Here is a 23,825-nt window from a genome sequence, read left to right as displayed (position 1 = left end):
ACGGAGGCCGATGAACATGAACGAGAAGAAGTGGTCCGTGGAGATCGTCATCGACGAACACGACGCCGACGAGGGCGGATCCAAGACCCGGGCACAGGCCCGGCTCCGAACCCGCGATACCCACACCCTCGTCGGGGTCGGGCTCGCACGCCGGAATCCCGCGGACACCGAGATCCCCGAGATCGGGGACGAACTGGCCACGGCACGTGCGTTGGCCGACCTTGCCCACCAATTGATCGAGCTCACCGCCGCCGATGTGGAAGCGGCCACTCACAGCAGCGTTCACCTCACCGAATAACCGGGCCCGCCGGGGTGGGCTTCGACACGAACCGAGGAAAGGCCGAACGGCCCTGGTTCCGGGGTGATGCGCCTGGCTCAATGGACGAAGGGCCCACACCCGCCGGGTCGGCAAAGGAGTGAGCGCATGGATGGGCAACCGACCGTGCACCCCGATTCGAGTGTTCTGGATCGCCGCGGCCTCGACCAACTGATCGAGACACTCCGCGCCCGCGGCTATTGCGTCGTCGGTCCCACCGTCGAGGACTCGGCCATCGTTCTCGCCGAACTCGAATCCGGCGCGCAGCTGCCGTCCGGCTGGGGTGTGACGACCGGACCCGGGACGTATCGGCTGCGTCGGCGGGACGACGCCGCGGTCTTCGGCCATTCGGCCGGCCCACAGTCGTGGAAACGCTTCCTCCATCCGCCACGGCAGCAGCAGTGGTCCGTCGACCGGGACGGTGCCTTCATCGCACCGGCATCCGACGAGCGGCCCTACGCATTCGTGGGGGTCCGAGGCTGTGATCTCGCGGCGATCGCGGTCCTGCGGCGGGTGCTGTGCCCGGACCCCGATTCCGACAGCACCACCGCCCGCAGGTTCCGGCAACTGTTCATCGTGGCCGCCCACTGCACCGAACCCGGAGGTGTGTGTTTCTGCGCCTCGATGGGGACCGGACCGGCGGCCGGGCCCGGATACGACCTGGCACTGACCGAGCGCATCGACGACAACGGTCACCGCTTCGTCGTCGAGGCCGGCACCGAATCCGGTGCCGCCGTCCTCGCCGAGGTCGCCCACCGCACCGCCGCGACCGCAGAGGTCGACGAGGCCCGGAACGCCGTGAGCACCGCAGCCGGCCGGATGGGACGGGCAATGCCCGAGGTGGATCTTCATGCCCTCCTCCGCGACGCGCGCGGAGCCGACGTCTGGGAGGACGTCGCCAGCCGGTGCCTGACCTGTGGAAACTGCACCATGGTGTGCCCCACCTGCTTCTGCACCACCAGTGAGGACGTCACCGATCTGACCGGCGAGCACGCCGAGCGCTGGCAGCACTGGTCGTCGTGTTTCGAACCCGATTTCAGCCACGTTCACGGCGGGAACGTCCGGACGTCAGGGGAGAGCCGGTACCGGCAGTGGATGTCCCACAAACTCGGCACGTGGTTCGACCAGTTCGGCAGCTCCGGGTGCGTGGGATGCGGACGGTGCATCGACTGGTGCCCAGTCGGTATCGACATCACCGAAGAGGCCGCACGGCTCGTCCAGCTCATGCCCGCGTATCGGCCGGAGGACGACCGGGAGCAACGGTGAACGCCGACGAAGCGCCGCTGCCCCCTGCCCTCGGCCACCTCGGCCACGGGCACCGGCTCCGGCTCGCAGCGCTCAGCACACCGGTTCGATTCGCCGCGGGGGAATTCGTCTTCCGCGAGAACGAGCCGGCGACCCGGTGCTGGCTGCTCGGCACCGGAAGTGTCGTCCTGACCACGCTGGTACCCGGCCGCGGCACCGTCGCACTCGAAACCCTGCACGGCGGTGACGTTCTCGGCTGGTCCTGGCTCGGCACCCGGCAGCTGTGGCAGTTCGATGCACAGGCCACCACGACCACCGACGCCGCGGAAGTGGACGTCGCCGCGCTCGAGCAGATGGCGCTCTCCCAACCCGACTTCGGATACGCCGTCACCCGCGCGTTGTCCGGGGTGCTGATCGCCCGACTGCAGTCCACCCGCGCCCGCCTGCTCGATCTCTACGCGAACCGAGGGGAACGGTGACTGTCGTGCCCGCCGACCGCTTGCTGCCGACCGGATACCGAGTCGTGTCCCGCTCGGTGGAGACACGCGACTCGGTCACCATGACCCTGGTCCCGGCCTCTGAACCTCCGATGCCGCTCCCGCGGTTCACCCCCGGCCAGTTCATGATGCTGTACGCCCACGGGGTCGGCGAGGTCGCCATCTCGGTGTCCGGAGACCCCTCCCGAACCGATGGAACCCTCGTCCACACGATCCGCGACGTCGGGGCCGTGAGCCGGGCACTCCACGACGCCCCGCCCGGCACGATCATCGGCGTGCGGGGCCCCTTCGGGCAGGGCTGGAACCTGCCGGCCGGCTCGGACCGCGACCTCGTGATCGTCGCCGGGGGAGTGGGGTTGGCGCCTCTGCGCCCCGTGGTCCTCGCCGCACTGGCCGCCCGGGAGAAGTTCCGCCGACTCACTCTCGTCGTCGGCGCGCGCAGCCCCGCCGACATCCTCTACCGCAGCGAACTCGCGGCATGGCAGGCCCGCACCGACCTCACCGTGGAGTTGACGATCGACCAGCCGATCGCGGGATGGACGGGAGGCGTCGGATTCGTCACCGAATCCCTCCACCGGGTGGATGTCGACCCCGAACACACCACCGCACTGTTGTGCGGGCCGGAGCCGATGATGCGGTTCTGCGCCCGGGCGTTGACGGACCACCGGGTGAGTCCGCGCGACATTCAAGTGTCCGTGGAACGGAACATGCAATGCGGCGTCGGGGCCTGCGGACACTGCCAGCTCGGCGAACTGCTGCTGTGCCGGGACGGTCCCGTCGTCGACTACGCCACCGCCGAACCACTCCTACGGGTACCGGAGCTGTGATGAGCGCACCACCGAACACCAAGCCGAAACTCGCCGTCTGGAAGTTCGCCTCCTGCGACGGCTGTCAACTGACGTTGCTCGACTGCGAAGACGAGTTACTCGCGCTGTCCGAGGCCGTGGAGATCTCCCACTTCCTGGAGTTGTCGAACACGATCACCGCGGGCCCGTACGATCTGTCGCTGGTCGAGGGGTCGATCACCACGGCCGCCGACCGGGACCGCATCCGCGCGGTGCGGGCGCAGTCCCGGTTTCTCGTCACGATCGGGGCCTGCGCGACGGCCGGCGGCATCCAAGCGTTACGCAACTTCGCCGACATCGACGACTTCCTGTCGGTGGTCTACGCGAGGCCCGAGTACATCGACACCCTCGCCACCTCGACCGCGATCTCGGCGCACGTCCCCGTCGACTTCGAGCTGCGCGGTTGCCCGATCGACCGGCGTCAGCTCCTCGAGGTCATCACCGCGTACCTGGCGGGCCGGCGACCGAACATCCCCGACACCAGCGTGTGCACCGAGTGCAAGCGGCGCGGACTGACGTGTGTGATGGTCGCCGACGGCACACCGTGCCTCGGCCCGGTGACCCACTCCGGGTGCGGGGCGCTGTGCCCGTCGGTCTCCCGCGGGTGCTACGGCTGCTTCGGTCCCACCACCGACCCGAATCTCGCCGCGATGAGCGGTTGGCTGCGCACGTGCGGGATGAACGAGGACGCCATCGGCCGCATCTTCGCCACGTTCAACGTGGCGGCGTACGGATCGGAAGGGCACGACCGTGGCACCCCGGAATAGAGAACTGACCGTGCGCGCCCTCGCCAGGGTCGAGGGTGAGGGCCGGGTCGACGTAACCGTGCGCGAGGGGAGGGCCGAACGCGTCGAACTCAACATCTACGAGCCGCCCCGCTTCTTCGAATCTTTCCTCCGCGGCCGCCACTTTCTCGAACCCCCGGACATCACCTCGCGTATCTGCGGTATCTGCCCGGTCGCCTACCAGGTGAGCGCATGCAATGCCATCGAGCAGGCATGCGAACTCGAACTCGACGACGCGGTGAGGGATCTGCGGCGACTTCTGTACTGCGGCGAGTGGATTGCCAGTCACGTGCTGCACATCTACTTCCTGCACGCACCCGACTTTCTGGGGCTCCCGGATTCGATTGCCCTCGCCCGGCGCGATCGGGAGGCCGTCGAGCGGGGCCTGTCCTTGAAGAAGGCCGGAAACGCGATCCTCGATGTGATCGGTGGCAGACCGATCCACCCGGTCAACGTCCGAATCGGTGGGTTCCACCGGATGCCGACCACAGCCGAACTGATTCCCCTGTCCGACCAACTGCGCACGGCACTCGATCACGCCGTGGCCACCGTCCGATGGGTGTCGTCCTTCGACTTCCCCGACGTCGAACTCGACCACGACCTCCTCGCACTTCACGACGACTCCCGCTACGCGATCGACGACGGCGAGATCTGGTCGTCGACCGGATTACGTTGCACCGCTGACGAATTCCCGAAACACGTGGTCGAGCGTCAGGTGCCGCACTCGACCGCACTCCATGCCGAGCTCGACGGCCGCCGCTACCTCACCGGACCACTGGCTCGATACTCACTCAATTCGTCGCAGCTTACCGGAGTGTCGGCGCAGACCGCCGCCGACGCCGGGCTGGGCGCGCAGTGCCGGAACCCGTACCGTAGCATCGTCGTCCGCGCCGTCGAGGTCGTCTATGCCGTCGAGGAAGCCTTGCGGATCATCGACCGCTACGAGCGGCCTGCGGAGCCGTTCACCGCCGGGCCACCGATACGCACGGTCGGGCACGGGGTCAGCGAGGCACCCCGTGGACTGCTGTATCACCGATACGAGTTCGATCCCACCGGATTGATCCGCGCCGCCACCATCATTCCTCCGACCTCGCAGAATCAGGCTGCCATCGAACACGATCTAAGGCGCGCGGTGGACGGGAATCTCATGCTGGCCGATGACGATCTGACAACGCTGTGCGAACGAACCATCCGCAACTACGATCCGTGCATCTCCTGCGCCACCCACTTTCTGACCCTCACGGTCGACCGCCGATGACCGTCGTGGTGATCGGGCTGGGAAACGATCTCCGCCGCGACGACGGGATCGGCCCGGCGGTTGCGCGGCAGGTCGCGGACCACGTCGCCCCGGACGTGTACGTGTCGGTATCCGATGGGGACCCGGCCACTCTGCTCGAAGCGTGGACCGGTGCGCAGCTGGCCGTCATCGTGGACGCCGTCGTATGCGACCCGCCTCGACCCGGCACCGTCTATCGGCTCACTCCGGACGAACTCGGCGACGTTCGGGCGGGGACGTTCAGCACACACGGAATCGCGCTCGACCAGACAATCCGCCTCGGCGCCGTGCTCGATCGGCTGCCCCACAGAATGATCGTCCTGGCGGTGGAGGTCGCTGATCTGGGCGGTGGCCGCGGGCTTTCCCCTGCGGTGGGCCGAGCTGTCGACACGGCGGTGTCGGCGGTGCTGTCGGTGATCGGTGAGCCCTCCGACCGAATGTCCTGACCGTGCGCAGGTGTCGCCGGAATCGTCAACGAGCGGAGTGGCGGCGGCCGATCGAGAACACCGACTCGACGGGGCGTCGCGGAGTCTGCCGTGGCGGAGACTTCTTCTCAGTCGTGCCTACCCGAATCAGGGCCTGCGGGAAGCCGCGGTCGGGGAGTAGTCCGCGGATCATCTCCCGGCTCTGACGGAGTTCGGTCGTGTGCGTCAAGGGACACGTCGCGAGACCGCCGACGGTAGCCTCCAGCAGCACCGCGGACAGGGCCTCACCGGCCCGGAGCCACGCACCGCGGCCGTCGGTCTCGGTGCTCAACACGAGAACGGTCGAGCGGTCGATCGCCGTTCCCGTGTCGTTGTCGCGGCCTGCCGGGAAGCGGCGTCCGATGTCGACGCGGTCACGGTTCTCCGCGGTTGCGAGGGAATCCGACGGTATTCCACCCTGAGGAATGGAATGACCAGCCCACCAGTGGAGTTCGGCCTGGTAGGCGGAGTCGTATTTCCGTGCGGCCGCGGTCAGCTCCGTCGCCTTCGCGAGTGTCGGACGAGCGTCCTGTCCCAGCACCGTCAGGTGGACGTCCATGCCCCGCGCCATATCGGTCAATGTCGCGGGCAGCGGGGTTTTCACGCTGACCGGGCCGAAGGGCCTGCGGTCGGAATATCGGTGCCGGATCGCTGCAAGCAGATCGAAGTCGTGCGACTGAGGCCGGGCGTCGTGGCGGAACCGAATCGTCGCCAGATGCCCCGAGTGTGGACCCTCCGGGACGCGCCGGATGTCCACCGACCATTTGAGCCCGGTCAATGCCGTCTGGAGATGATTCAGCGCCGCACCACAACTGACGACCAATTGCCGGCCCGACGGGTCCGTGGAAGCCAAGAGCCGGCCGCGTTCGGTGTAGAGGTCGAGCTGCCCGTCGGCGTACGTCCACTGCCACGGCTGACTGTTGTGTACCGACGGTGCCCGGCAGGCGAGGTCCACGGCAATGCGGACGACGTTCTCGTCGGGAATGGTGGTGTCCACGATCGCCTCCTCGGTGAATCGCACTCCGCCCAGACCCGGGTCGGACAGTCGGTGCGTTCACCTCAGTGTTCGCCTTCTGGGTGGCCTGAGGTTAGGGCCGATGGTCACTGCCGGACACCTGCCGACGATTCGGGCCGGAAGACCCTACTGACGGCAACTGCCCGCTGTAAGCCTGAGAAGATGTCCAGCGACATCGCCATTCGCACGGTCGGCCTCACCAAGCGGTTCGGCTCCGTGCTCGCCCTGGACGCGGTGGACCTGAATATTGTCGAGGGTGAGGTCTTCGGTTATCTCGGCCCCAATGGCGCCGGAAAGTCGACCACGCTGCGTCTGCTCGTCGGCTTGCTGCGTCCGACTGCGGGATCGGCCCAGTTGTTCGGTCTCGACGCATGGTCGGCGGCGCCGGCGGTTCATCGTCTGATCGGCTATGTCCCCGGTGAATTGGCACTGTACGACCGCATGACCGGCCGCCAGCACATCACGTACTTCGGACACCTGCGTGGCAAGCCGGGCGACAAAGCGGCGACAGTTTTCGCCGATCGGCTCGATCTCGACCTCGACCGAACCGTCCGGACGATGTCGAAAGGAAACCGCCAGAAGCTCGCGTTGGTCCTCGCGCTCATGTCCGGCCCGCAGTTGCTCATTCTCGACGAACCTACCGGCGGCCTCGATCCGCTCGTGCAACACGAGTTCCATGCGATCGTTCGCGAGCACACCGCATCCGGCGGAACGGTGTTGCTGTCGTCTCACGTACTCAGCGAAGTTCAGCAAGTAGCCGACCGCGTCGGTGTACTGCGGGAGGGTCGCCTCATCGCCGTCGAGAGTCTTCACGAACTACGCCAGAAGTCGCTGCACCATGTCACCGCCGAATGTGCGACGCCGATCCGGGAATCGGACTTCCGCGAAGTGGCCGGCCTCCGCGACCTCACCGTCGCGGGCACGTCGCTCACGTGCAGTGCACCGCAGTCAGCGTTGGACGCCCTGATTCGTCGGATCTCGCAATTCCGCATCGTCGACTTCGAGTGCGCCGAGGCCGACCTCGAGGAGACATTCATGGCGTTCTACGAGAGTCGAGACCGAAATGCTGCGTAGCGTGCTCACCAAGACGTTGTACGATCAGCGCCGCGCGTTCCCTGCATGGGTCGTCGGGCTCGCGCTGTTGGTGGCGATGTACGTGGCGATCTGGCCCAGTGTTCGCGACCAGCCGTCGATGAATCAGTTCCTCGACGAAATGCCCGAGGCGTTTCGTGCCCTGTTCGCGATGTCCGGGGCCGACATGTCTACCCCGGTCGGATACATCGAGATCGAACTGCTGTCGTTCATGGGTCCATTGCTGCTTCTGATCTATGCCGTCGGAACGGGCGCGGCGGCGGTCGCCGGAGAGGAGGAGCGGGGAACGCTCGATCAGTTGCTCGTCACGCCCCTGAGCCGCGGGCGAATCCTGACGGAGAAATTCGGTGCCCTCGCCGTGGGCACCATGACGCTGTCGGCGGTCATTGGACTCGCCCTGCTCGGGGAGGGGATACTCGCCGACATGGATCTGCCGGTGGGAAACGTCGCGGCGGCAATGACGCACCTGGCGCTTCTGGCGCTGGTCTTCGGCGCACTCGCATTCGCGATCGGCGCCGTCACCGGCCGCCCCGCACTGAGTCGTTCGGTTCCTGCCGTGACCGCGATACTGGCATATGTGCTGAACGGCCTCGGGCCTGTAGTGTCGTGGTTGGCGCCGTGGCAACGATATTCACCGTTCTATCAGTACGCCGGCCATGATCCGTTGCGCCATGGGTTCTCGTTCGCGGCAGCATCCGTCTCCTTGCTCACAATTGCAGTGTTGCTCGGAGTCGCGCTCGTGGGGTTCGCCCAGCGCGATGTGGTGAGATAACCGTGACCGACGCGAGGACACCTTCTCTCGAGCCGGTTGTCGTCGGAGTCGACGGCTCGACGGCAGCGAGAGCTGCGGCGCGCTGGGCCGCCGCGGTCGCGGAGAAGCAGGGAACAACGTTGCACCTGGTTCACGTGCTGACCCCACCCCCCGTCTTCTACACAGAGCCCAGGCCCCTGCCGTCGGAAGACGAGGACCGCATCGCAGCGGAAACGTTCCTGGCCGGTGCGTTGCGCGGCATCAGGGCCGACCGGCGTGCCCTCGCCGTGGAGTGTTCCCTGCCTACCGGGTCGACGGCGGCCGACATCCTGTTGCCGTTGGCGGACTCAGCGTCGATGGTGGTGATCGGGTCGACGGCACGAGGCCCGGTGGAGGGGTATCTGAACGCTACGGCGCTGCGACTCGCCCATCACTCACCGTGCCCGCTCGTGGTGTGGCGGGGAGCCGAAGAGCACGCGATTCCCGACCGACGCGCGGTCGTCGTCGGTGTGGACGGCAGCCGGTGCAGTGTCGCCGCCGTGGCCGACGCCTTCCAATTCGCCGGGCGATTCGACGCGCCGCTGATCGCGGTGCATTCGTGGAGGTCGGATTTTCCACACGATACCGAGAACGCCGCGGTCGGGGTCGGGGCAGTTCTGGCGGAAAGTCTCGCCGGTTGGGTCGAGCGATATCCCGACGTGGTCGTGCGAGAGATTGTCGAGTCCGGTGGTGCAGGTGAGGTATTGCTCCGCTGGTGTGAGGACGCGCAACTTCTCGTCGTCGGAAGCCATGGGCACGGCGCGCTCGGCCGTGCGATTCTCGGGTCGACGAGCCAGGACATGCTTCACCGGGCCCGATGTCCGGTCATGATCAGCAAAGTGCACCGGGACACCGGTTCGGTTCATGATCGCGCCACGGAGTTCGGCGACCGTGGACGTCGCTGAGTTCCACGCCTACGGCTACGCCGCCGCCCTGCTGATCGGGCTCGGGCTGGGAATCGAGCGGGAACACGCGGCCCGGACCCCACCTGACGGTGCGGACCCGGGGTCTTGGGAGTTGCCCGGCGCACGTACCTTTCCGCTCATTGCCCTCGCCGGCGCCATCGCAGCGCACCTCGGCACCGCCGTGGTCACGGCGGCTTTCGTGGGGATCGCGGCCCTCGTCGTGGGGTGGTACTGGGTACGCACCCATATCCCGCCGCGACCGGACGTCGGGACCACCACCGCGTTCGCCGCCCTGGTGGCCTTCCTGCTCGGTGCCCTCGCCTGGCACTATCCGTCACTCGCCGTTGCGCTCGGCGTGATCGTGCTCGTCCTCCTCTCCGTCAAATACCCCATGCACGAATTCGCGGAGCACATGATCGACGAACGCGACATCACGGACTTCTGCGTACTGCTCGCGATCGGCTTCCTCGTCCTCCCCCTACTTCCAGACCGTGACGTCGGGCCCTACGGCGCGTTGAACCCTGCGACGATCGGGCGACTGGTGCTCATGCTGAGCCTGATCGGCTGGGTGGGCTATGTGGCCACCCGGATCCTCGGCCCACGCTGGGGACTGCTGATCGTCGGCTTCGGCGGCGGGTTCGTCTCCGGCGCTGCGACCACCGCCGTCATGGCGCGGACAGCGCGCCGAGAACGGGATTCGCCGGATGCTTTACCTGCGGCACTGATCGTGAATCTGTCCACCATCCTGCTCGTCGTCGGTATCACCTGGGTCGTCAATTCCGAGGTGTCGGCACAGCTGGCACTGATACTCGGCGGAGCTGCCGCACTCGTCGTCGCGGAGACCGCCGTTCTCGTGCTCCGGGGCTCGCACGACCGATCGTCGGGCAGCCGCGTCCAGGGGACACAGCCGGCCACGGGTTTGCTCGACCGCCCGATCTCGGTTCCGGCAACACTCTCACTGGCAGGAATTTTGCTCGTCCTCCTCGTCATGACGAAGGGCGCCGCGGACAGCTTCGGAGGTGGCGGTGTCGTCGCTGCATCGGCTGTCGGCGGATTGGCCGATGCCCATTCCTCGTCGCTCGCCGCAGCGTCCGCGGCGGGTGCCGAGATCACCGTCGACACCGCGACCGTGGCGGCGGTTGTCGCCGTCGGAACGAACCTGCTCACCAAACTGGTCCTCGCCGCCGTTGCCGGTTCGTTCCGGTTCGCCGTGACGCTGGCGGCGTGGCTGGCCCCACCGGTCGCTGTGACAGCCGCGACCGTGTGGGTCGTGCTCATCCAGTGATCAGCCGCAGATGCGCTGGTCGGACCGTGCCGTCTCCGCCGGACGGTGTCGATGACCTACGGCCCTAGAGCCACCGAGCCGCGAGCACAACACTCGAAGCCAGGACAAGCAGGAGACACACGATGACCGGCGGAGCACCCACCACACACACGGACACACTGTGAACACGCGAGAGCTGCCCGTGGTACCCGACCGACGTACCGTCGAATCAGCTGTGGCGCTGGCGTGCCGCGCGCCGTCGCTGCACAACAGCCAACCGTGGCGTTGGGTGATGGGCACTACCTTGCGGTTGTACAGCGATCCCGACCGGCTGCTGCCCGCCACCGATGGCTTTGGCCGTCAGATGGTGATCTCCTGCGGTGCGGCCTTGAATCACCTCGACTACGCATTCACGGCGAATCGCTGGCGTCCTCTCATCGAGAGGCTGCCGCGTTCTTCCGACCGGCAACTCCTGTCGACGATCGGCTTCGTCCCGGCTCCGACACCGACGGATTTCGTCGCCCGAATGGCGGCGGCGATCGAACGAAGGCGAACCGAACGACTGCCACTGGACGCACCGTCCGCGTGGACGGAGACACTCGAGCAGCTGGTGCGAATCATTGCAGGAACAGGCGTCGAACTCGAAGACCTCGGCGAGCGAAGCCGTCCCGCACTCGAGGACGCATCACGCCGGATGACCGGTCTACGGCACGACGACCCCACCTACCAAGCCGAACTGCGGTGGTGGTCGGGGCGCGGACTGTTCCCCGACGGAGTGCCGGAGCAGGCGCGTCCGTCCGACTCGCAGCAGCACTCGGTGCACCTCTCACGAGAGTTTCCACCCGGCCGCGCGAGCACACCCGACGGCAGCCCGTCGGAAGACCGCGCCGCGATCCTCCTGCTCTCCACATCCACGGATTCGAGACTTGATTGGCTACGGAGCGGCGAAGCACTCTCCGCCGTTCTGCTCGCCTGCACGAACCGCGGACTCGCCACCTGCCCCGTCACCCATCTGACCGAACGCGCCGCGACACGGACAATGCTGCGAGAGCTGTCTTCCGGGGACGGGATGCCGCAGGTTCTGATCAGGGTGGGAGCGGGCACAGGGGTGGGGGAACCGTCGCCCACACCCAGACGCCCGTTATCGGAAGTCCTGGTTCGAGAACGGCCGGCGCAGGGAAACCTGTCCGGTGAGTAGGGGAGGGCTGCCACCCCTGGCAATACGACGAGCGTCAACCCAACGATGCGACGCAGATCGATGACACGAATGCGGTTCGGGCAGCGAGCGGAATCGATGAGGAGGTCACCATGGTCGATCCGGGGATCGTTGTGGGAGTGGACGGATCCCGGTCGTCGCTGGATGCGGTGCGGTGGGCCGCACGTGAGGCTACAGTGCGCGCGGCGCCGCTACTGTTGTTGTCCTGCATCACGTACCGCGGTGCACAAGATGGGCCCCGACTCGCTGAAGTCCTCCACGCCCGAGCCGAGCGGGACGTTGCCGAAGCACTCGAGACCGCCCGAGCCGGATCCGCAGACGCAGACATCGACATTCGGGCCGAAGTGTCCCATCAGAACGCCCCGGGATCACTCGTCGACCGATCCGCCGGCGCAATGATGGTCGTGCTCGGCAGACGCGGACTGGGCGAGTTCACCGACGGGCTGATCGGCTCCGTGACCTCGGCCGTGGCGCGTCATGCGCAGTGCCCGGTAGCAGTGATCGACGGCTGGTCGAGAGTCGCGGACGGCACGGGACCCGTCGTCGTCGGCGTCGACGGATCTCCGAGCAGTGCACGGGCCGTCGGTCTGGCGTTCGAGGAGTGTTCCCTCCACAACACGGAACTGATCGCACTGCACGCGTGGTCCGACCAGGACCTGTCGAAACTCCCCGTCGGTGTAGAGCAGACCATGGAGCGGTCGGTGCTCGAAGCCGGCGTCGCCGAATGGTGTGAACGGTTCCCCGAGGTCCGGGTGCGACAGACCCTCGTTCGGGACCGACCGGTTCGCCACCTCCTCGAAATGGCCGACGAAGCCCAGATGATCGTCGTCGGCAGCCGCGGACGGGGCGGCTTCTCCGGGATGACGCTCGGCTCGACCAGCGCAGCCTTGGTGCACATAACCCCGTGTCCCCTCCTGATCGCCGGACCGATCCGACCAGAGCGATGACCTTGGGCCCTACATCGGCATCTGTCCCGGCGCGACACTCGAAGGAGCAATCGCAGGAGGTCGTCATGATCGGGGAACAGACACTGGTATCGCGGATGTGGCGATTGGGGCCGTGGAGCGGGAACCGACTGATGCGGGGAAGCTATCGCCTCGAATCCTCGGTCTTCCTCGTCGTCGTCGCCCTGGTGCTGATCTTGGTTCCCCTCGCCGCAGCCTTCGGAACCGTTACTCACACACGCCTCGACGACCAATCCCGCGCCGACCGCGAAAACCGGCATCAGATCGCGGCAGTGCTCCTCGAGGACCCAACTGTGAACCTGGCGGATACCACTCCGGCAACGGGTGCCACGGGGCAGGCACAGGCCCGGTGGGCAGTGGATGGGACCACACGCACCGGCCAGGTACTGACCGCGCCGGAAGCGAAGGCGGGACAAACGATCAGCATGTGGATCGACCCGGCCGGCAAGATCGTCGATGCGCCGAAGACAGGCACCGAGAACGCATTCGAGGCAGTGGGCGCCGCACTCGCACTGTGGACAATGGGTGCGACGATCTGTCTCACGATGTTGATCGGAATTCGCTGGGCAGGAACGAGATATCGGATGTCACAGTGGGACCGCGAGTGGAGGAACCTCGGAAAGGCCCCTGGGTGGCCGGTCAGCTGACGCCCATCGATGTCGAACACAAGAAGACGACGACGATTTCCGAATGGTGAGGCCAGAGCCAGTGGACGACAACTTGAGCTTCCTGGACGCGGGTTTTCTCGAGACGGAGGACTCCGACCCACACGCGAGCCTGACGATCGGTGCTCTCGCCATCATGGAGGGCCCCGTTCCCGGGCAAGACGAATTTCGTGACACGGTCGCCGCACGTTTCGCGAAGCTCCCGCACGCCCGAGACAGGGTTCACACGGTCCCACTCGACTTCAGCCCACCCTCCTGGTCACCGGATCCGCATTTCGACCTCGGCCATCATCTGCGACGGGTCGCCGTCCCGGAACCAGGGGAGGAGGAGTCCCTGTTCGGTTTCGTCGCCCGAGTCATGGCGCACCGACTCGACCGTGACCGCCCCTTGTGGGAATGCTGGGTCGTCGAAGGCCTCACCGACGACCGCTGGGCCATACTGACCAAGATTCATCACTGCATGGCGGACGGGATCACCGGAACCAAACTGTTCGAGGCCATGTGCGACGAAGTCGTGGCCGAAACGTCGACGACCGCAGAGCCCGACACCGACGCCGAGCCGGTACCGACCGTCGGTACACGCCTCGAGAGCGTCGAGAGCCTGGTCCGCTCGACGATCGAGTTCCTGTCCCCGGTGCGGCAACTCCGGCTCGTCTCGGCGGCACTGGCAATTCCACGTCGGCTGACGGCAGCCGGTATCGGCGTCGCAACCGGCCTCACCCACCTGCTGTCCGAGATACTGACCTCATCCACGGACACTTCGCTGATCGGACCGATCGGTCGCCAGCGCCGCTACTGCGCCGCGCGAGTCAGGATGCATGACGTTCGCGAAATCTGCGCCACGTACCAGGTCACCGTGAACGACGTCGCACTCGCGGCGATCACCACCGGACTACGGCAGCTGCTCCTGAAACGGGGCGAGCGTCCCGAACCCCACACGGTCCGCACGCTCGTTCCCGTGTCCGTCCGCTCCGCAACCGAGGAACGTGCGATCCACAATCAGGTCTCGCTCATGCTGCCCTTTCTGCCAGTCGACATCGAAGACCCGGTCGAGCAGTTGGTCGCCGTCCACCAACGGCTCACGACGCACAAGGCGAGCAAGGAAGCGGAAGGGGGCAAGGCGTTCACCGCGGTGGCCCAGTACGGACCGTTCATGCCCATGGCCTGGGCCGTTCGACTCGCCACCCGGTTTCCTCAGCACAGTGTCGTCGCCGTCGCAACCAACGTCCCCGGTCCGAAAGCCACACGACACGTGATGGGCCGCACGATCCTGGAGATCCTTCCGTACGTGCCGATCGCGCTGCGGCTGCGGATCGGGATCGCGATCCTCAGCTACAGCGACCATCTCGCCTTCGGTCTCACCGGGGACTACGACACCACACCGGACCTCACCGACCTCTCCGACTCGATAGAACGCGGTGTCCTGACCCTCCTCGCCTCGTCGCGCGCGGCTGACGCAGCCTCCGAATGACGGCCGACGACCGTCGCGAGCAACTCGGCTCGGGCGACCTGATCACGCTCGTCTCGGACGTCGGACCGGTACCCATGAACGTCGGCGCGATACTTTTCGTTGCCGGTGAAGGTGACGTGGACGCGGCGACCGTCGAGGCCACGTTCACACGACGGCTCACCAGCATTCGGCGCCTGCAGCAGCGCCTGGCCACGCCACGGTGGGGCCCGGGACGGCCGTACTGGGTCGACGACTCCGATGTCGACGTCCGCGCCCATGTGTCCCGAGTGCGGTGCCCGAGCCCGGGGGACCGTGACGCTGCGCTGGCAATCGCGGTGGACGCGGTGACCCGGCCGCTGCCCCGGTCGCGACCGTTGTGGCGGGCGGTCGTCGTCACCGGTCTCATCGACGATCACACCGGTCTGGTGCTGGTGCTGCATCACGTCGTGGCCGACGGGATCGGTGGCCTCGCCGTGCTCGCGCGCCTGGTCGACGGCGCGGACGCGACTGGACCGGCCGCCGATAATGAGAACCCGCCGTCGGCGGCCCCGCCTCGGGGCCGGTTCGTCGACGGCGTTTGCGAACGGTGCCGCACGCTGCGCCGAGTTCCGCGCAGGATTGCTCGTATACGAGGCGGCTGGGCCGAACTCGGTCGTGGTCGCGGCGGGTGGGCTCCGCGGTGTTCCCTGAACGCTGCCACCGGCCCCCGTCGCAGGGTAGTGACCGTCGACGCCGGTCTCGACGGTGTCCGGGCAGCGGGGCGGAGGTCGGGGGCCACCGTCAACGATGTTCTGTTGGTCGCCGTCACTGGGGCATTGGCCGAACTCCTACGTGAGCGGATGGAGTTTCCGCAGGAGCTGGTGGTGTCGGTGCCCGTCTCGGCCCGGAGTTCGGCAACGAGTGGGCACCTGGGGAACCAGGTCGGTGTGATGCCGGTACGTGTACCGCTGGTAGGAAGTTTCCAGGACCGGCTGACCACTGTTTCGGGTGTCACCCGCGTTCAGAAGATGCGAACCCGAGGTACGTCCTCCGCACTGATCGGACCACTTTTCCGGATCCTGGCCGCGCTGCGGTTGTTTCGGTGGTTCGTCGACCGTCAGCGACTCGTCAACTCGTTCCTGACGAACCTCCCGGGTCCCCCTGGGCAAGTCGTCATCGCCGGGGCACCGATCACAGGCATCACCCCGATCACCGTCACCGCGGGGAACGTCGGCGTCGCGTTCGCGGCACTATCCTATGCGGGCACGCTGACAGTAACGATCATCGTCGACCCCGACGTCGTACCCGAGGTCCGCGAGCTCGCCGCAGCTCTGCACGAACAATTCCGGGCCGCCATCGAGTGACGAGCTGGGCCGCGACTCAGAGAGACTCGGCCTCGTCCCGGATCAGGCGCAGTACCGGCCCGCCCATCGCCTTGACGAACGGGCCCACCACCGTCCAATACCCGTGGAAGCTTCGCCGTGCCTTGTCGTCCGTGCCGTGTACGCGCACCTCGGTGACCAGGACAGACGTGTGGGCGTCGTACGTGAGAACTGTGAAACCCCAAGCGCCGATGCCATATCCGGGAAGGGCGAACCGGCCGAAGTCTGCTGGCGACCACTCGACGCGGCCGTAGCCCTTCTCCCACCAGCGACCGATGAACCCGAGCACCATCGCGTGTCCCGGCTCCTCCGCGAGAAGCTGGAACCCGCCGTCGGGTTCCAGCAACTGGTCGAACCTGAATTCGGACCGACTCCCCTGAAGATGGGCGCCCCGACGTCCGCGGACGGTGTCGATCGCAATTCGGGCCCGGTTCGGGAGCGCGACCGCCGGCGACCGGAAGAAGTCGACGCGGCGGATGGCGGCGAAGGTCGTCGGCGCAGACGCACGGACGACCTGCGTGCGCAAAATGCGTTGCTCATACCTCGGCAGCTGAGACTCGATCAGGCTCGATCCGAGGCTGGGGTCGCGCACGATACATCTCCTCCTGGGCGGCATCCCCGCGGTACAGCTAGCGGACAATGAGGAGTGGGCAGACGACCGAATGCATCAACGCCCTGCTGGTCGACCCCAGCAGCATGCTGGAAAACCCTCCTCGCCCCCGGCTCCCCACCACGAGAAGCTGCGCATTCTCGGCCTGCTCACGCAGGTGCCGGGTGGGGCGATCCCTGACCACGAGGGTGCGCACCTTCACATCCGGATAGTTCTCCGCACGACCGGCGAGATTCTCGGACAACAGGGCCGTTTCGTTGGCCGCATCCCGCAGCCACTCCGCCTCGCTGCCTCCATCCGGGGAGAACTGCAGAACGATGTCAGACCATGCATGAACGGCGACGAGTTCCGATTGCCGCAGACCTGCTTCCTCGAAGGCCATCGAGATGGCCGGTTCACTGTGCTGTGATCCGTCGACACCGACGACAACCGGACCGGGGATGTCGTTGATATTGCGATCAGGTTCACCGCGGATCACCGCGACCGGGCATGAGGCGTGGGTCGCCACCGCCGAACTGACCGATCCCAGGACGGCGCGCTCTACGATTCCCCGTCTGTTCGCACCCACAACGAGCATCGTGGCATCCGCCGAACGTTCAAGAAGTTCACCGGCCGGCGTCCCGGAGCAGACGGTGGTCTCGATCTCGATGTGGTGTTCGGGCACTGCGGCACGAGCGGTTTGCGCCGCGCGGTCCAACCTGTCCTTACCGTCGCGCTCCTCGTCCTGGAAGAAGCTGGCAGGCACACCGATCGGGACGCCGTACCTTCCGGGAACGAACATCGTCGTGACCAGTGACAGGGGCGAGCTGCGGAGCGCGGCCTCCCTCGCCGCCCATGCAACAGCCTGCAGCGACGATGGGGAGCCGTCGATCCCTACAACGATCGGGCGGTGGCCGGACATGATGCACTCCTACGGGTTCCTGGCGCCGAGTTTCTGCCTCGATCTTCATCGTTGCGGCCCGCGGGTGATACCCGTAGGGGAGAAGGTCACCAGGCTGAGACCTGGACCCGATTCCCTACGGCAAAGCCGCAGCGCCGCGGGTGACCAATGACTCTGTCACCGCAGACCGGCGGTGATGACACTGAGACGAGGCGCCCAATCGTGTTTCTCGCGATCCGGTGTCACGCACTTCGGCCTGGGGAAGGTATGTGACCATGAGCGACGGCAACACCGGCGCCGCGGGCGGCGGAGCGATCTACGCGCTGGGCATCTTCGGAGCCTGGGTGTGGTTCTGGCAGCAGGCGGACGCATTCTGGGAGTATGTTCTCGCGATCATCCAAGGGTTGTTCTGGCCGGCGTGGATGGTCTACGACGTTTTCAAGGTCCTTGCAGGGTAAGCGCTTTCGGTGTCCCGCCTTCCCGCTGCAGGTTCGGGCAGGGGCATCTAACCGACGAGCGCCGTGACGGCCGCGAAATAGATCATGATCGACAGCAGGTCCTGTACGACAGTCGCAAGTGGACCGGAGCCGAATGCCGGGTCCTTGCCGAGTCGCTGCAGGAGCCACGGCAACACCATGGCGACGATAGTGGCGATCGCACTCGCGGCGAGAACCGCTGCGGCCACCGCGACCGCGAGCATCGTGTCACCGGTCATCAGGCTGACGACCGGGAGCATCACGGCTCCGAGGAGCGCACCCACCGACAGACCGGTGAGCGCTTCGCGCCGCACGATACGTCGAATTCCCACTCCGACGGACAAGCCACGGATCGCCAGGGTCTCGGTCTGCGTCCCCACCGCGTCCGCGAGATAGACGATTCCGGGTATGAAATAGGCGACGGCCACGTTCGCTTCGAGAGTGACTTCGAACGCCGCCATGAACACGGCCGAGACCATGGCACCCAGCAATCCGACGAGGAGCCAGGGAACACGGTGCCACAGCCTGCGCCGCACGCTCTCCACGCTCGTCTCGCGGGTGGTCTCGACCGAATGGAGGAAGCCACCCAGGCGTGAGAGATCCTCCTCATGCTCCTGGAGCAGCACGGTGAGAAGTTGTTGTGGCGCTATCAGACCACGGAACCGACCGTCATCATCGACCACGGCCAGCCCCGGCTCCCCGTGCTGAACCGCCTGCCACGCGGCCCGTTCCTGGTGGGTATCGGGTCGGACCGCGGGCGGATTCGGATCCATGACGTCGCGTAGCGCCGCACAGCCGGGGGCACCGACATACGTTCGATCGGTGCGACACCCACGAGCCGGCCACCGACCAGTACGGCGACAACGGAAGCGCAGTCGTACCGCTTGGCGGCCATATCGCTCAGTACAGCTGTCACCGACTCGCCCGGGGCGGCGGTCGGAACACGCGTGCAGGCATGCCAGAGCGCGGTCCGGGGTTCGGGCTCATCGTCGAAGACCAACAATTCGGACACCGGCGCTCCCCCTCGGAACGTGTTGTGAAGTGCTCTTCGATCATCCACCCACCGAGCGGCGTCCTGCGGCGTGTCGACGTGTCGGGATTCGAGGAGCCCTGACGCGGAAGCAGATGTGGACCGGCTGGCCCCTTGACATGTGCGTTACGCTCCAGACAGCGCATCAAAGAGAGCATGGATGGAGCGAAGCCGCCGTTGAATGATTTTTTTTGCGTCCTGGCAACAACTTCTGATGCGTCCTCGCTGCACTTCCCCAGTGGTATGTTCCAGGTCCCCAGTGGTTTGTTCCAGGCGTAGATCGCGTCGAACTGCTGATCTCACAGATCTGACATGTTGACCAGGACCGCCCGTCATCGCCGGTTGCCTGCCACACGAGATCGGTCCTGCGACAAACAGGTCGCTGGGTGCGTCGGGCCACTGCCATTCGCCGATGTCGCATCAACAGTGCACGACTGGTAAACGAACTCTCTTATTGCCTCGAGCGATCACCGAAGGTGAGCGCGTCCGGCGGGTCGGCGGATCGTGCCGGTGAATGGATTGCGCGGACAACACAATTTCCGTTGTGGCGGTAGGAGGGCTACGGGTACCGGGCCGCGAAGTTATCCATGTGCTCACGCACGGCCGGCACGTATGCCTGGGTCTGGCCGAATGGTGGAATCCCGCCGTATGTGACGACGGCGCCCTCCCCGCCGTTGTAGGCGGCGATGATCAGGTCGGTGACCGCGCCCGTGACGGCCCCGCTGTCGTGATGCGGCCGAAGGTAGTCGGCGATGTGGCAGAGATAGTGCCCTTCCGAGGCGATCGCGTCGTACGGATTGAACGGGTCGGCAGCGTTCGGTGGTTCCGCATTCCCGGCACGATCGAGACCGGAATCCGTACCGAATACCTTCCAGGTCTCCGGCATGAACTGACTCAGTCCTTCGGCGCCGCCCTGGTTTACGCCATCGCCCTTGCTGACGGCGTTTTCGTTGAACCCGGACTCTTGCTGGACGATGCCGGCAACCAGAACTGGGCTCACCTCGGGGCACAGTGAACCAGCGGCCGAGACTGCGTTGGTGTATTGCGGCGGGATGCTGCCAGGGGCGAGCTCGGTCTGATCACCGACTTCTGTCGGGCACGGCCCGGTGGTGGTCGTTGCGCCCGGAGCGGGGCCGTAGTGGGTGTCGGCGGTCGGCATCCCGCCGCCGACGGTGGTGACGTGCACGTGGTCGAAGTGGTGTGCAGTGTTGCCGTGGCGGTCCTCCATCAGCGACCAGTGGCCGGTGCCATCCCAGTAACGCTGTTGCCAGACCACGTACTCGACGTCGAGGGCCACTGTGTTCTGTTGGAGGTACAGGGCGATCTTGTCGCCGAGCGCCTTCCCTTGGGCGCTCGGCGAGTCGGGAATCATGATGTCGACCGCGCGGCCGTCGGGGTGATTCTGGGTGAGGTCGCCGGTGGGGCGCCATCCGCCGATGGTGGTGATCTCGGGGAAGGCCGCCGCGATTGTGCGCATGATGCGGATCGAGTCGATCTGCATGTGCGCTTCGCTGCCTTTGTCGGCGGGCAGCGGCGGTAGCTCTTCACCGGTGGAATCGGTGTGTGCGACCGGCTCTGCTGGTCCTCGAGTGGGCGAGATGGTTCCTTGTTGTTTGAGCCACGGAATGGGATCTACTCCGCCGCCCAGTGACCAGCCTCCGGGGTAGATGCCGAAGTGAAGATGCGGTCCACTCGACTGTCCTTCGCTGCCCACCTTGCCGATCAGTTGGCCCGCTGTGACCTTGTCTCCGGTGTGGACGAGGACCCCGGACGCCGGCATGTGCCCGTACAGGGATTCGACGATCTGGCCCTCGATGGTGTGCCGGATCCGGATCCAGTGTCCGTAACCGGCAGCGGGCTCGGCGGCGATGACTTCGCCGTCACCGGCGGCGTAGAACGGGTGTCCAGTGGTGCTGCGTAGTCCTGGCCGTCGTGCATGCCTCCCTCGCGCAGACCGAAGGGTGAGCTGATTGTGTAGGTGCCTTCGGCCATCGGGACCGCGAGGGATCCGGGTTTGATTCCCATGAGGCTGCCGCCCCCGGCGTCTGGCACAGGTTGACCGCAGTTCGTGTCACTACCGGTCGTCGCGTGAGTGTGCCAATATCGGAGCCATCATGATGACCATGGCGAAGGCGGGTATGCCGGCGAGCAGCCACCACCACCTTTTCGAGTTGCCTTCCTGTGTGTCCGGGGTCGACGGTGGTGTGTCGAGGAGCGTCATCAGCGAGCTCGGTGGGCCAGTGCGCTCGGCGTGACTACCGGCGCGGATCCGGACTGCGCGGCGGCAGCGAGCAGCTGAGCAGTCTTCGACGATGAACCGTTGGGAATCCCTGCTTCAGCAGAGGCGGGTCTGGCTGGTCGCGGGGTGCGGCTCGGTGTCGTCGGCAACATCACCGGCGCCCCAGATGTGGTGGTGAATTCGCGGAATCGGCGACCGTCTGGGCTGCTGGTTGTCGTGGCCGAGGCGCGGACCGGGCCAGGGTTGGCGACCGGCAATGACGGGGCGACCCCGATGGGGTGCGTGATGCCGGCCTTGTCCGACACCGCCGTTTTCGACAGTCGACTCCGGACAGCGTCGGCAGCAGCGTTCGTAGCGGCGGTTCCACGACTGGTCCGGGCACCGACCGTGCCTGAGGTGGACTTCGGGTAGCTGTCGGGATCGGCGATCGAGTCGACCTTGTTCTTCGCTCGCTTCGCCGTCGAGGAGAGGACCCGTCCGGCAACCAGCACTGCAGCTGCCCCGCCGGTTGCTGCGGTCGAGGTGGCTCCGGCTGCGACTTTTCCGGTCGTTGCCGCGGCAGTGCCGGACTTCTTCGCTAGTGCTCCTGCCCCCTTCACCACGGCCTTTCCGCCCTGGTACAGGTGCCGTCCGTTGGCGGCCATCGCAGCGATGTCGCGCGCTGTGGTGGGCGTTGAGCGACTAATGGCGGTCGGTGCGGCGTTGGGCCGTTTAGCCAGAATTGTTGCCAGGTTGTCCGACATTCGCTTCATTCCCTTGACCGCTCGGCGGAAGAGGAGAAGTGCGGTGACCAGGAAGATGTCGACGAAGAACACCGTGCGGATCAGGTTCGATTCGTCTGCAGCGAAGAGATCCTCGACGACCATGACGTATCCGACGAGGAAGACGATGGCGAAGATCATCTGCAGCAACGCCATTGCGACGTTGGCAATGGTCCGCCAGAACTGCCCGCGCATCGAGGGTGCGATGGCGAGGACGACTCCTGGTATCGATTTGATGGCATTGCCGATCGAGACACCTGCGGCGATGATCAATCGGCCGGCGAGGTAGATCGCGAAGGCCATGAGGAGTGCGCCGGCGAAGATCAGGAAAAACAGGCCCATTGCTTGTCCGGGACCGGGGTTGTCGGCATAGGCCTTCATCGGCCCGTCCTTCCCCTCACATTTGGCGATGGCATCTTTGACGCGGTCTTCCGGTTTCGCGTCGGAATTGATCAGGTCAAGGGCTACGCCTGCCCCAGGGGCGATCTCGGAGACGACGTCCTGCGCTTTGTCCGCGAGTCCAGGCTCCTTGGGCTTCGCGAGGTACGCGGCGTCGAACTCTTTGACGCATTTCCCGTTGTTTTCCGGGGCATCGAGAACGACTCCGAAGTTGATCAGTTGCGTGGGTTGGCGGATGAACGTGTCGATGAGTTTCGATTCGATCGTTTCGATCTCGGTCTGCGGGTTTCCGCTGGTATCGCCGCCGTCAGCGAGTCCTGAGGCGACTTCCAGGCCGGCATCTCGCGCCGACAGCACCAGCCCGTCGTCCTTCGGTAGTGGACAGGTCGAGCACCGGCGGGCCGGGGCCGGGGCGCTCTGTCCGGGTCTGAGGCGGTCGTGGCGCCACCACGTCGTTCGACGCCGCGATGAACACGGAAAGTGCGGGGGTCGGTCGGCGTTGATGTATCGGGTGATCGTGGTGGTGAGAAAGACGGTGAGCGTGAGCATCACGGCCGGCGGTGTGAAGCGTGGAGGGACGTGGACGATCATGCGGGCGACGACGAAGGCCGTGACCGCGATCGTTGCACCCACCGCGACGGTGGAGTACCGGATGCGAGTCGGGAGGGTTCTGCCCGCGGGGGCCGAGGTAGTGCGAGTCCTGGCGGGTAGAGCAGGTCGGTTGTTGTCGATCATGTGCTCACTTCCTTCGAAGATGTGTTCGCAAGGGACGAGCACGCGTGAGACGTCGACGCCGAAGAGGCTGAGGAAAACGGCCCCGAGCCCGTTCATTGCGTTCTGGCTACCGGCGAGCACGGAGAAGGTGATCGCGGCGACAGACCGTCCGCCGACGGTCGGCACCTTCGAGAAGTTGCTCTTGGGGGGCTCCGAGTGCGATCGAGCAGGCAACCAGCGAAGAAGATCACGGGCGAAGACGTTGTCGCCGATCCAGTCCTCGAGGTTGTTGTGTTCACCTCGGTTTCCGGAGCAAGAAAGTGACCACCGATGTGGGGGTGTGTGGGTGAAGCGAGTGCGGCGTCGACGACCGTGGACGCAACAGAGATGGGGTTCTTCTCGGGTCGGATCTGGCGAGAGCACTTGAAACGTGGTGCGGTCGACGTGAAGAAAGATCGCGTGCCGACGTCAACGGGGTATGTGGATAGCTTCCTTGTGCGAAGGTGCAGCGGTGGTCCTCGGCGCAGCGGGGGTGCGTGCTTTTCGGCCATCTGGTGACCCACGC

The 23,825-nt window shown here is 66.1% G+C and carries 22 protein-coding genes and 1 pseudogene; 17 read left to right on the top strand and 6 right to left on the bottom strand.

Translation table 11 applies throughout. The features are described 5' to 3' along the window. Nucleotides 1-10: 10 nt before the first annotated feature. From QM806_RS38425 to QM806_RS38395, 7 genes are all read left to right on the top strand, one after another. Nucleotides 11-298, top strand: a complete 288-nt coding sequence (locus QM806_RS38425; protein WP_005257904.1) for a DUF1876 domain-containing protein — start codon at nucleotides 11-13, stop codon at nucleotides 296-298. Nucleotides 299-424: 126 nt separating this feature from the next. After that, the gene (locus QM806_RS38420) at nucleotides 425-1,582 is read left to right on the top strand and encodes a 4Fe-4S dicluster domain-containing protein (RefSeq protein ID WP_133983792.1); all 1,158 of its coding nucleotides are present in this window, start codon (nucleotides 425-427) and stop codon (nucleotides 1,580-1,582) included. Further along, the gene (locus QM806_RS38415) at nucleotides 1,579-2,040 is read left to right on the top strand and encodes a cyclic nucleotide-binding domain-containing protein (protein ID WP_133983790.1); all 462 of its coding nucleotides are present in this window, start codon (nucleotides 1,579-1,581) and stop codon (nucleotides 2,038-2,040) included. The genes QM806_RS38420 and QM806_RS38415 overlap by 4 nt, the downstream gene beginning before the upstream one ends. Further along, nucleotides 2,037-2,885 carry an FAD/NAD(P)-binding protein gene (locus QM806_RS38410; RefSeq protein WP_133983788.1) on the top strand — a complete coding sequence of 283 codons (849 nt, stop codon included), beginning with the start codon at nucleotides 2,037-2,039 and terminating at the stop codon, nucleotides 2,883-2,885. Before QM806_RS38415 ends, QM806_RS38410 begins: the two co-directional genes overlap by 4 nt. Continuing rightward, nucleotides 2,885-3,670, top strand: a complete 786-nt coding sequence (locus QM806_RS38405; RefSeq protein ID WP_120661194.1) for an NADH-quinone oxidoreductase subunit B family protein — start codon at nucleotides 2,885-2,887, stop codon at nucleotides 3,668-3,670. Before QM806_RS38410 ends, QM806_RS38405 begins: the two co-directional genes overlap by 1 nt. After that, nucleotides 3,654-4,946, top strand: coding sequence for a Ni/Fe hydrogenase subunit alpha (locus QM806_RS38400; protein WP_120661196.1), 1,293 nt, complete (start codon nucleotides 3,654-3,656; stop codon nucleotides 4,944-4,946). The genes QM806_RS38405 and QM806_RS38400 overlap by 17 nt, the downstream gene beginning before the upstream one ends. Beyond that, nucleotides 4,943-5,410, top strand: a complete 468-nt coding sequence (locus tag QM806_RS38395) for a hydrogenase maturation protease (protein ID WP_005257892.1) — start codon at nucleotides 4,943-4,945, stop codon at nucleotides 5,408-5,410. The genes QM806_RS38400 and QM806_RS38395 overlap by 4 nt, the downstream gene beginning before the upstream one ends. 25 nt (nucleotides 5,411-5,435) lie before the next feature. Here the strand turns inward: QM806_RS38395 and QM806_RS38390 are convergent, their stop codons facing one another. Then, entirely contained in the window at nucleotides 5,436-6,449 is a 1,014-nt protein-coding gene (locus QM806_RS38390) for an Acg family FMN-binding oxidoreductase (RefSeq protein ID WP_133983786.1), read from the bottom strand. A gap of 156 nt (nucleotides 6,450-6,605) precedes the next feature. On the opposite strand from QM806_RS38390, the gene QM806_RS38385 reads away from it, so the two are divergent. From QM806_RS38385 to QM806_RS38345, 9 genes are all read left to right on the top strand, one after another. After that, nucleotides 6,606-7,517, top strand: coding sequence for an ABC transporter ATP-binding protein (locus QM806_RS38385; RefSeq protein ID WP_133983784.1), 912 nt, complete (start codon nucleotides 6,606-6,608; stop codon nucleotides 7,515-7,517). Further along, the gene (locus QM806_RS38380) at nucleotides 7,507-8,307 is read left to right on the top strand and encodes an ABC transporter permease subunit (RefSeq protein WP_133983782.1); all 801 of its coding nucleotides are present in this window, start codon (nucleotides 7,507-7,509) and stop codon (nucleotides 8,305-8,307) included. Before QM806_RS38385 ends, QM806_RS38380 begins: the two co-directional genes overlap by 11 nt. Before the next feature lie 2 nt (nucleotides 8,308-8,309). After that, entirely contained in the window at nucleotides 8,310-9,230 is a 921-nt protein-coding gene (locus QM806_RS38375; RefSeq protein ID WP_133983780.1) for a universal stress protein, read from the top strand. After that, nucleotides 9,217-10,515 carry an MgtC/SapB family protein gene (locus QM806_RS38370; protein ID WP_005565949.1) on the top strand — a complete coding sequence of 433 codons (1,299 nt, stop codon included), beginning with the start codon at nucleotides 9,217-9,219 and terminating at the stop codon, nucleotides 10,513-10,515. The genes QM806_RS38375 and QM806_RS38370 overlap by 14 nt, the downstream gene beginning before the upstream one ends. 160 nt (nucleotides 10,516-10,675) lie before the next feature. Further along, nucleotides 10,676-11,692, top strand: a complete 1,017-nt coding sequence (locus QM806_RS38365; protein WP_043789405.1) for an Acg family FMN-binding oxidoreductase — start codon at nucleotides 10,676-10,678, stop codon at nucleotides 11,690-11,692. Nucleotides 11,693-11,802: 110 nt separating this feature from the next. Then, on the top strand, nucleotides 11,803-12,657 hold the full coding sequence (locus QM806_RS38360) for a universal stress protein (protein WP_005565953.1): 855 nt from the start codon (nucleotides 11,803-11,805) through the stop codon (nucleotides 12,655-12,657). A 65-nt stretch (nucleotides 12,658-12,722) separates the two neighbouring features. Then, nucleotides 12,723-13,322, top strand: a complete 600-nt coding sequence (locus QM806_RS38355; protein WP_054245525.1) for an Rv1733c family protein — start codon at nucleotides 12,723-12,725, stop codon at nucleotides 13,320-13,322. A 61-nt stretch (nucleotides 13,323-13,383) separates the two neighbouring features. Then, nucleotides 13,384-14,811 carry a wax ester/triacylglycerol synthase family O-acyltransferase gene (locus tag QM806_RS38350; RefSeq protein WP_005565956.1) on the top strand — a complete coding sequence of 476 codons (1,428 nt, stop codon included), beginning with the start codon at nucleotides 13,384-13,386 and terminating at the stop codon, nucleotides 14,809-14,811. Then, complete coding sequence (locus tag QM806_RS38345; RefSeq protein WP_005565957.1) at nucleotides 14,808-16,133, top strand: wax ester/triacylglycerol synthase domain-containing protein; 1,326 nt, start codon at nucleotides 14,808-14,810, stop codon at nucleotides 16,131-16,133. The genes QM806_RS38350 and QM806_RS38345 overlap by 4 nt, the downstream gene beginning before the upstream one ends. Nucleotides 16,134-16,149: 16 nt before the next feature. Here QM806_RS38345 and QM806_RS38340 read toward each other — a convergent pair whose 3' ends face one another. Then, complete coding sequence (locus QM806_RS38340) at nucleotides 16,150-16,743, bottom strand: hypothetical protein (protein ID WP_133983776.1); 594 nt, start codon at nucleotides 16,741-16,743, stop codon at nucleotides 16,150-16,152. 37 nt (nucleotides 16,744-16,780) lie between these two features. After that, complete coding sequence (locus tag QM806_RS38335; RefSeq protein ID WP_005257870.1) at nucleotides 16,781-17,662, bottom strand: universal stress protein; 882 nt, start codon at nucleotides 17,660-17,662, stop codon at nucleotides 16,781-16,783. 254 nt (nucleotides 17,663-17,916) lie between these two features. Here QM806_RS38335 and QM806_RS38330 point away from each other — a divergent pair, with 254 nt between their 5' ends. Beyond that, the gene (locus QM806_RS38330; protein WP_005257869.1) at nucleotides 17,917-18,099 is read left to right on the top strand and encodes a hypothetical protein; all 183 of its coding nucleotides are present in this window, start codon (nucleotides 17,917-17,919) and stop codon (nucleotides 18,097-18,099) included. Between the two features lie 47 nt (nucleotides 18,100-18,146). Here the strand turns inward: QM806_RS38330 and QM806_RS38325 are convergent. From QM806_RS38325 to QM806_RS38315, 3 genes and pseudogenes are all read right to left on the bottom strand, one after another. Beyond that, a pseudogene (locus QM806_RS38325) lies at nucleotides 18,147-19,129 on the bottom strand (magnesium transporter). A 577-nt stretch (nucleotides 19,130-19,706) separates the two neighbouring features. Continuing rightward, entirely contained in the window at nucleotides 19,707-21,155 is a 1,449-nt protein-coding gene (locus tag QM806_RS38320) for a M23 family metallopeptidase (RefSeq protein WP_283294876.1), read from the bottom strand. Nucleotides 21,156-21,367: 212 nt separating this feature from the next. After that, nucleotides 21,368-23,281 carry a DUF308 domain-containing protein gene (locus tag QM806_RS38315; RefSeq protein ID WP_283294872.1) on the bottom strand — a complete coding sequence of 638 codons (1,914 nt, stop codon included), beginning with the start codon at nucleotides 23,279-23,281 and terminating at the stop codon, nucleotides 21,368-21,370. Nucleotides 23,282-23,825 lie beyond the last annotated feature (544 nt).

The organism is Rhodococcus sp. IEGM 1351 (genome assembly GCF_030056875.1).
In the GTDB taxonomy this organism is placed as follows: domain Bacteria; phylum Actinomycetota; class Actinomycetes; order Mycobacteriales; family Mycobacteriaceae; genus Rhodococcus_F; species Rhodococcus_F opacus.
Note: the sequence above shows the minus strand (reverse complement) of the source record. Positions and strands in the feature narration are given on the sequence as shown.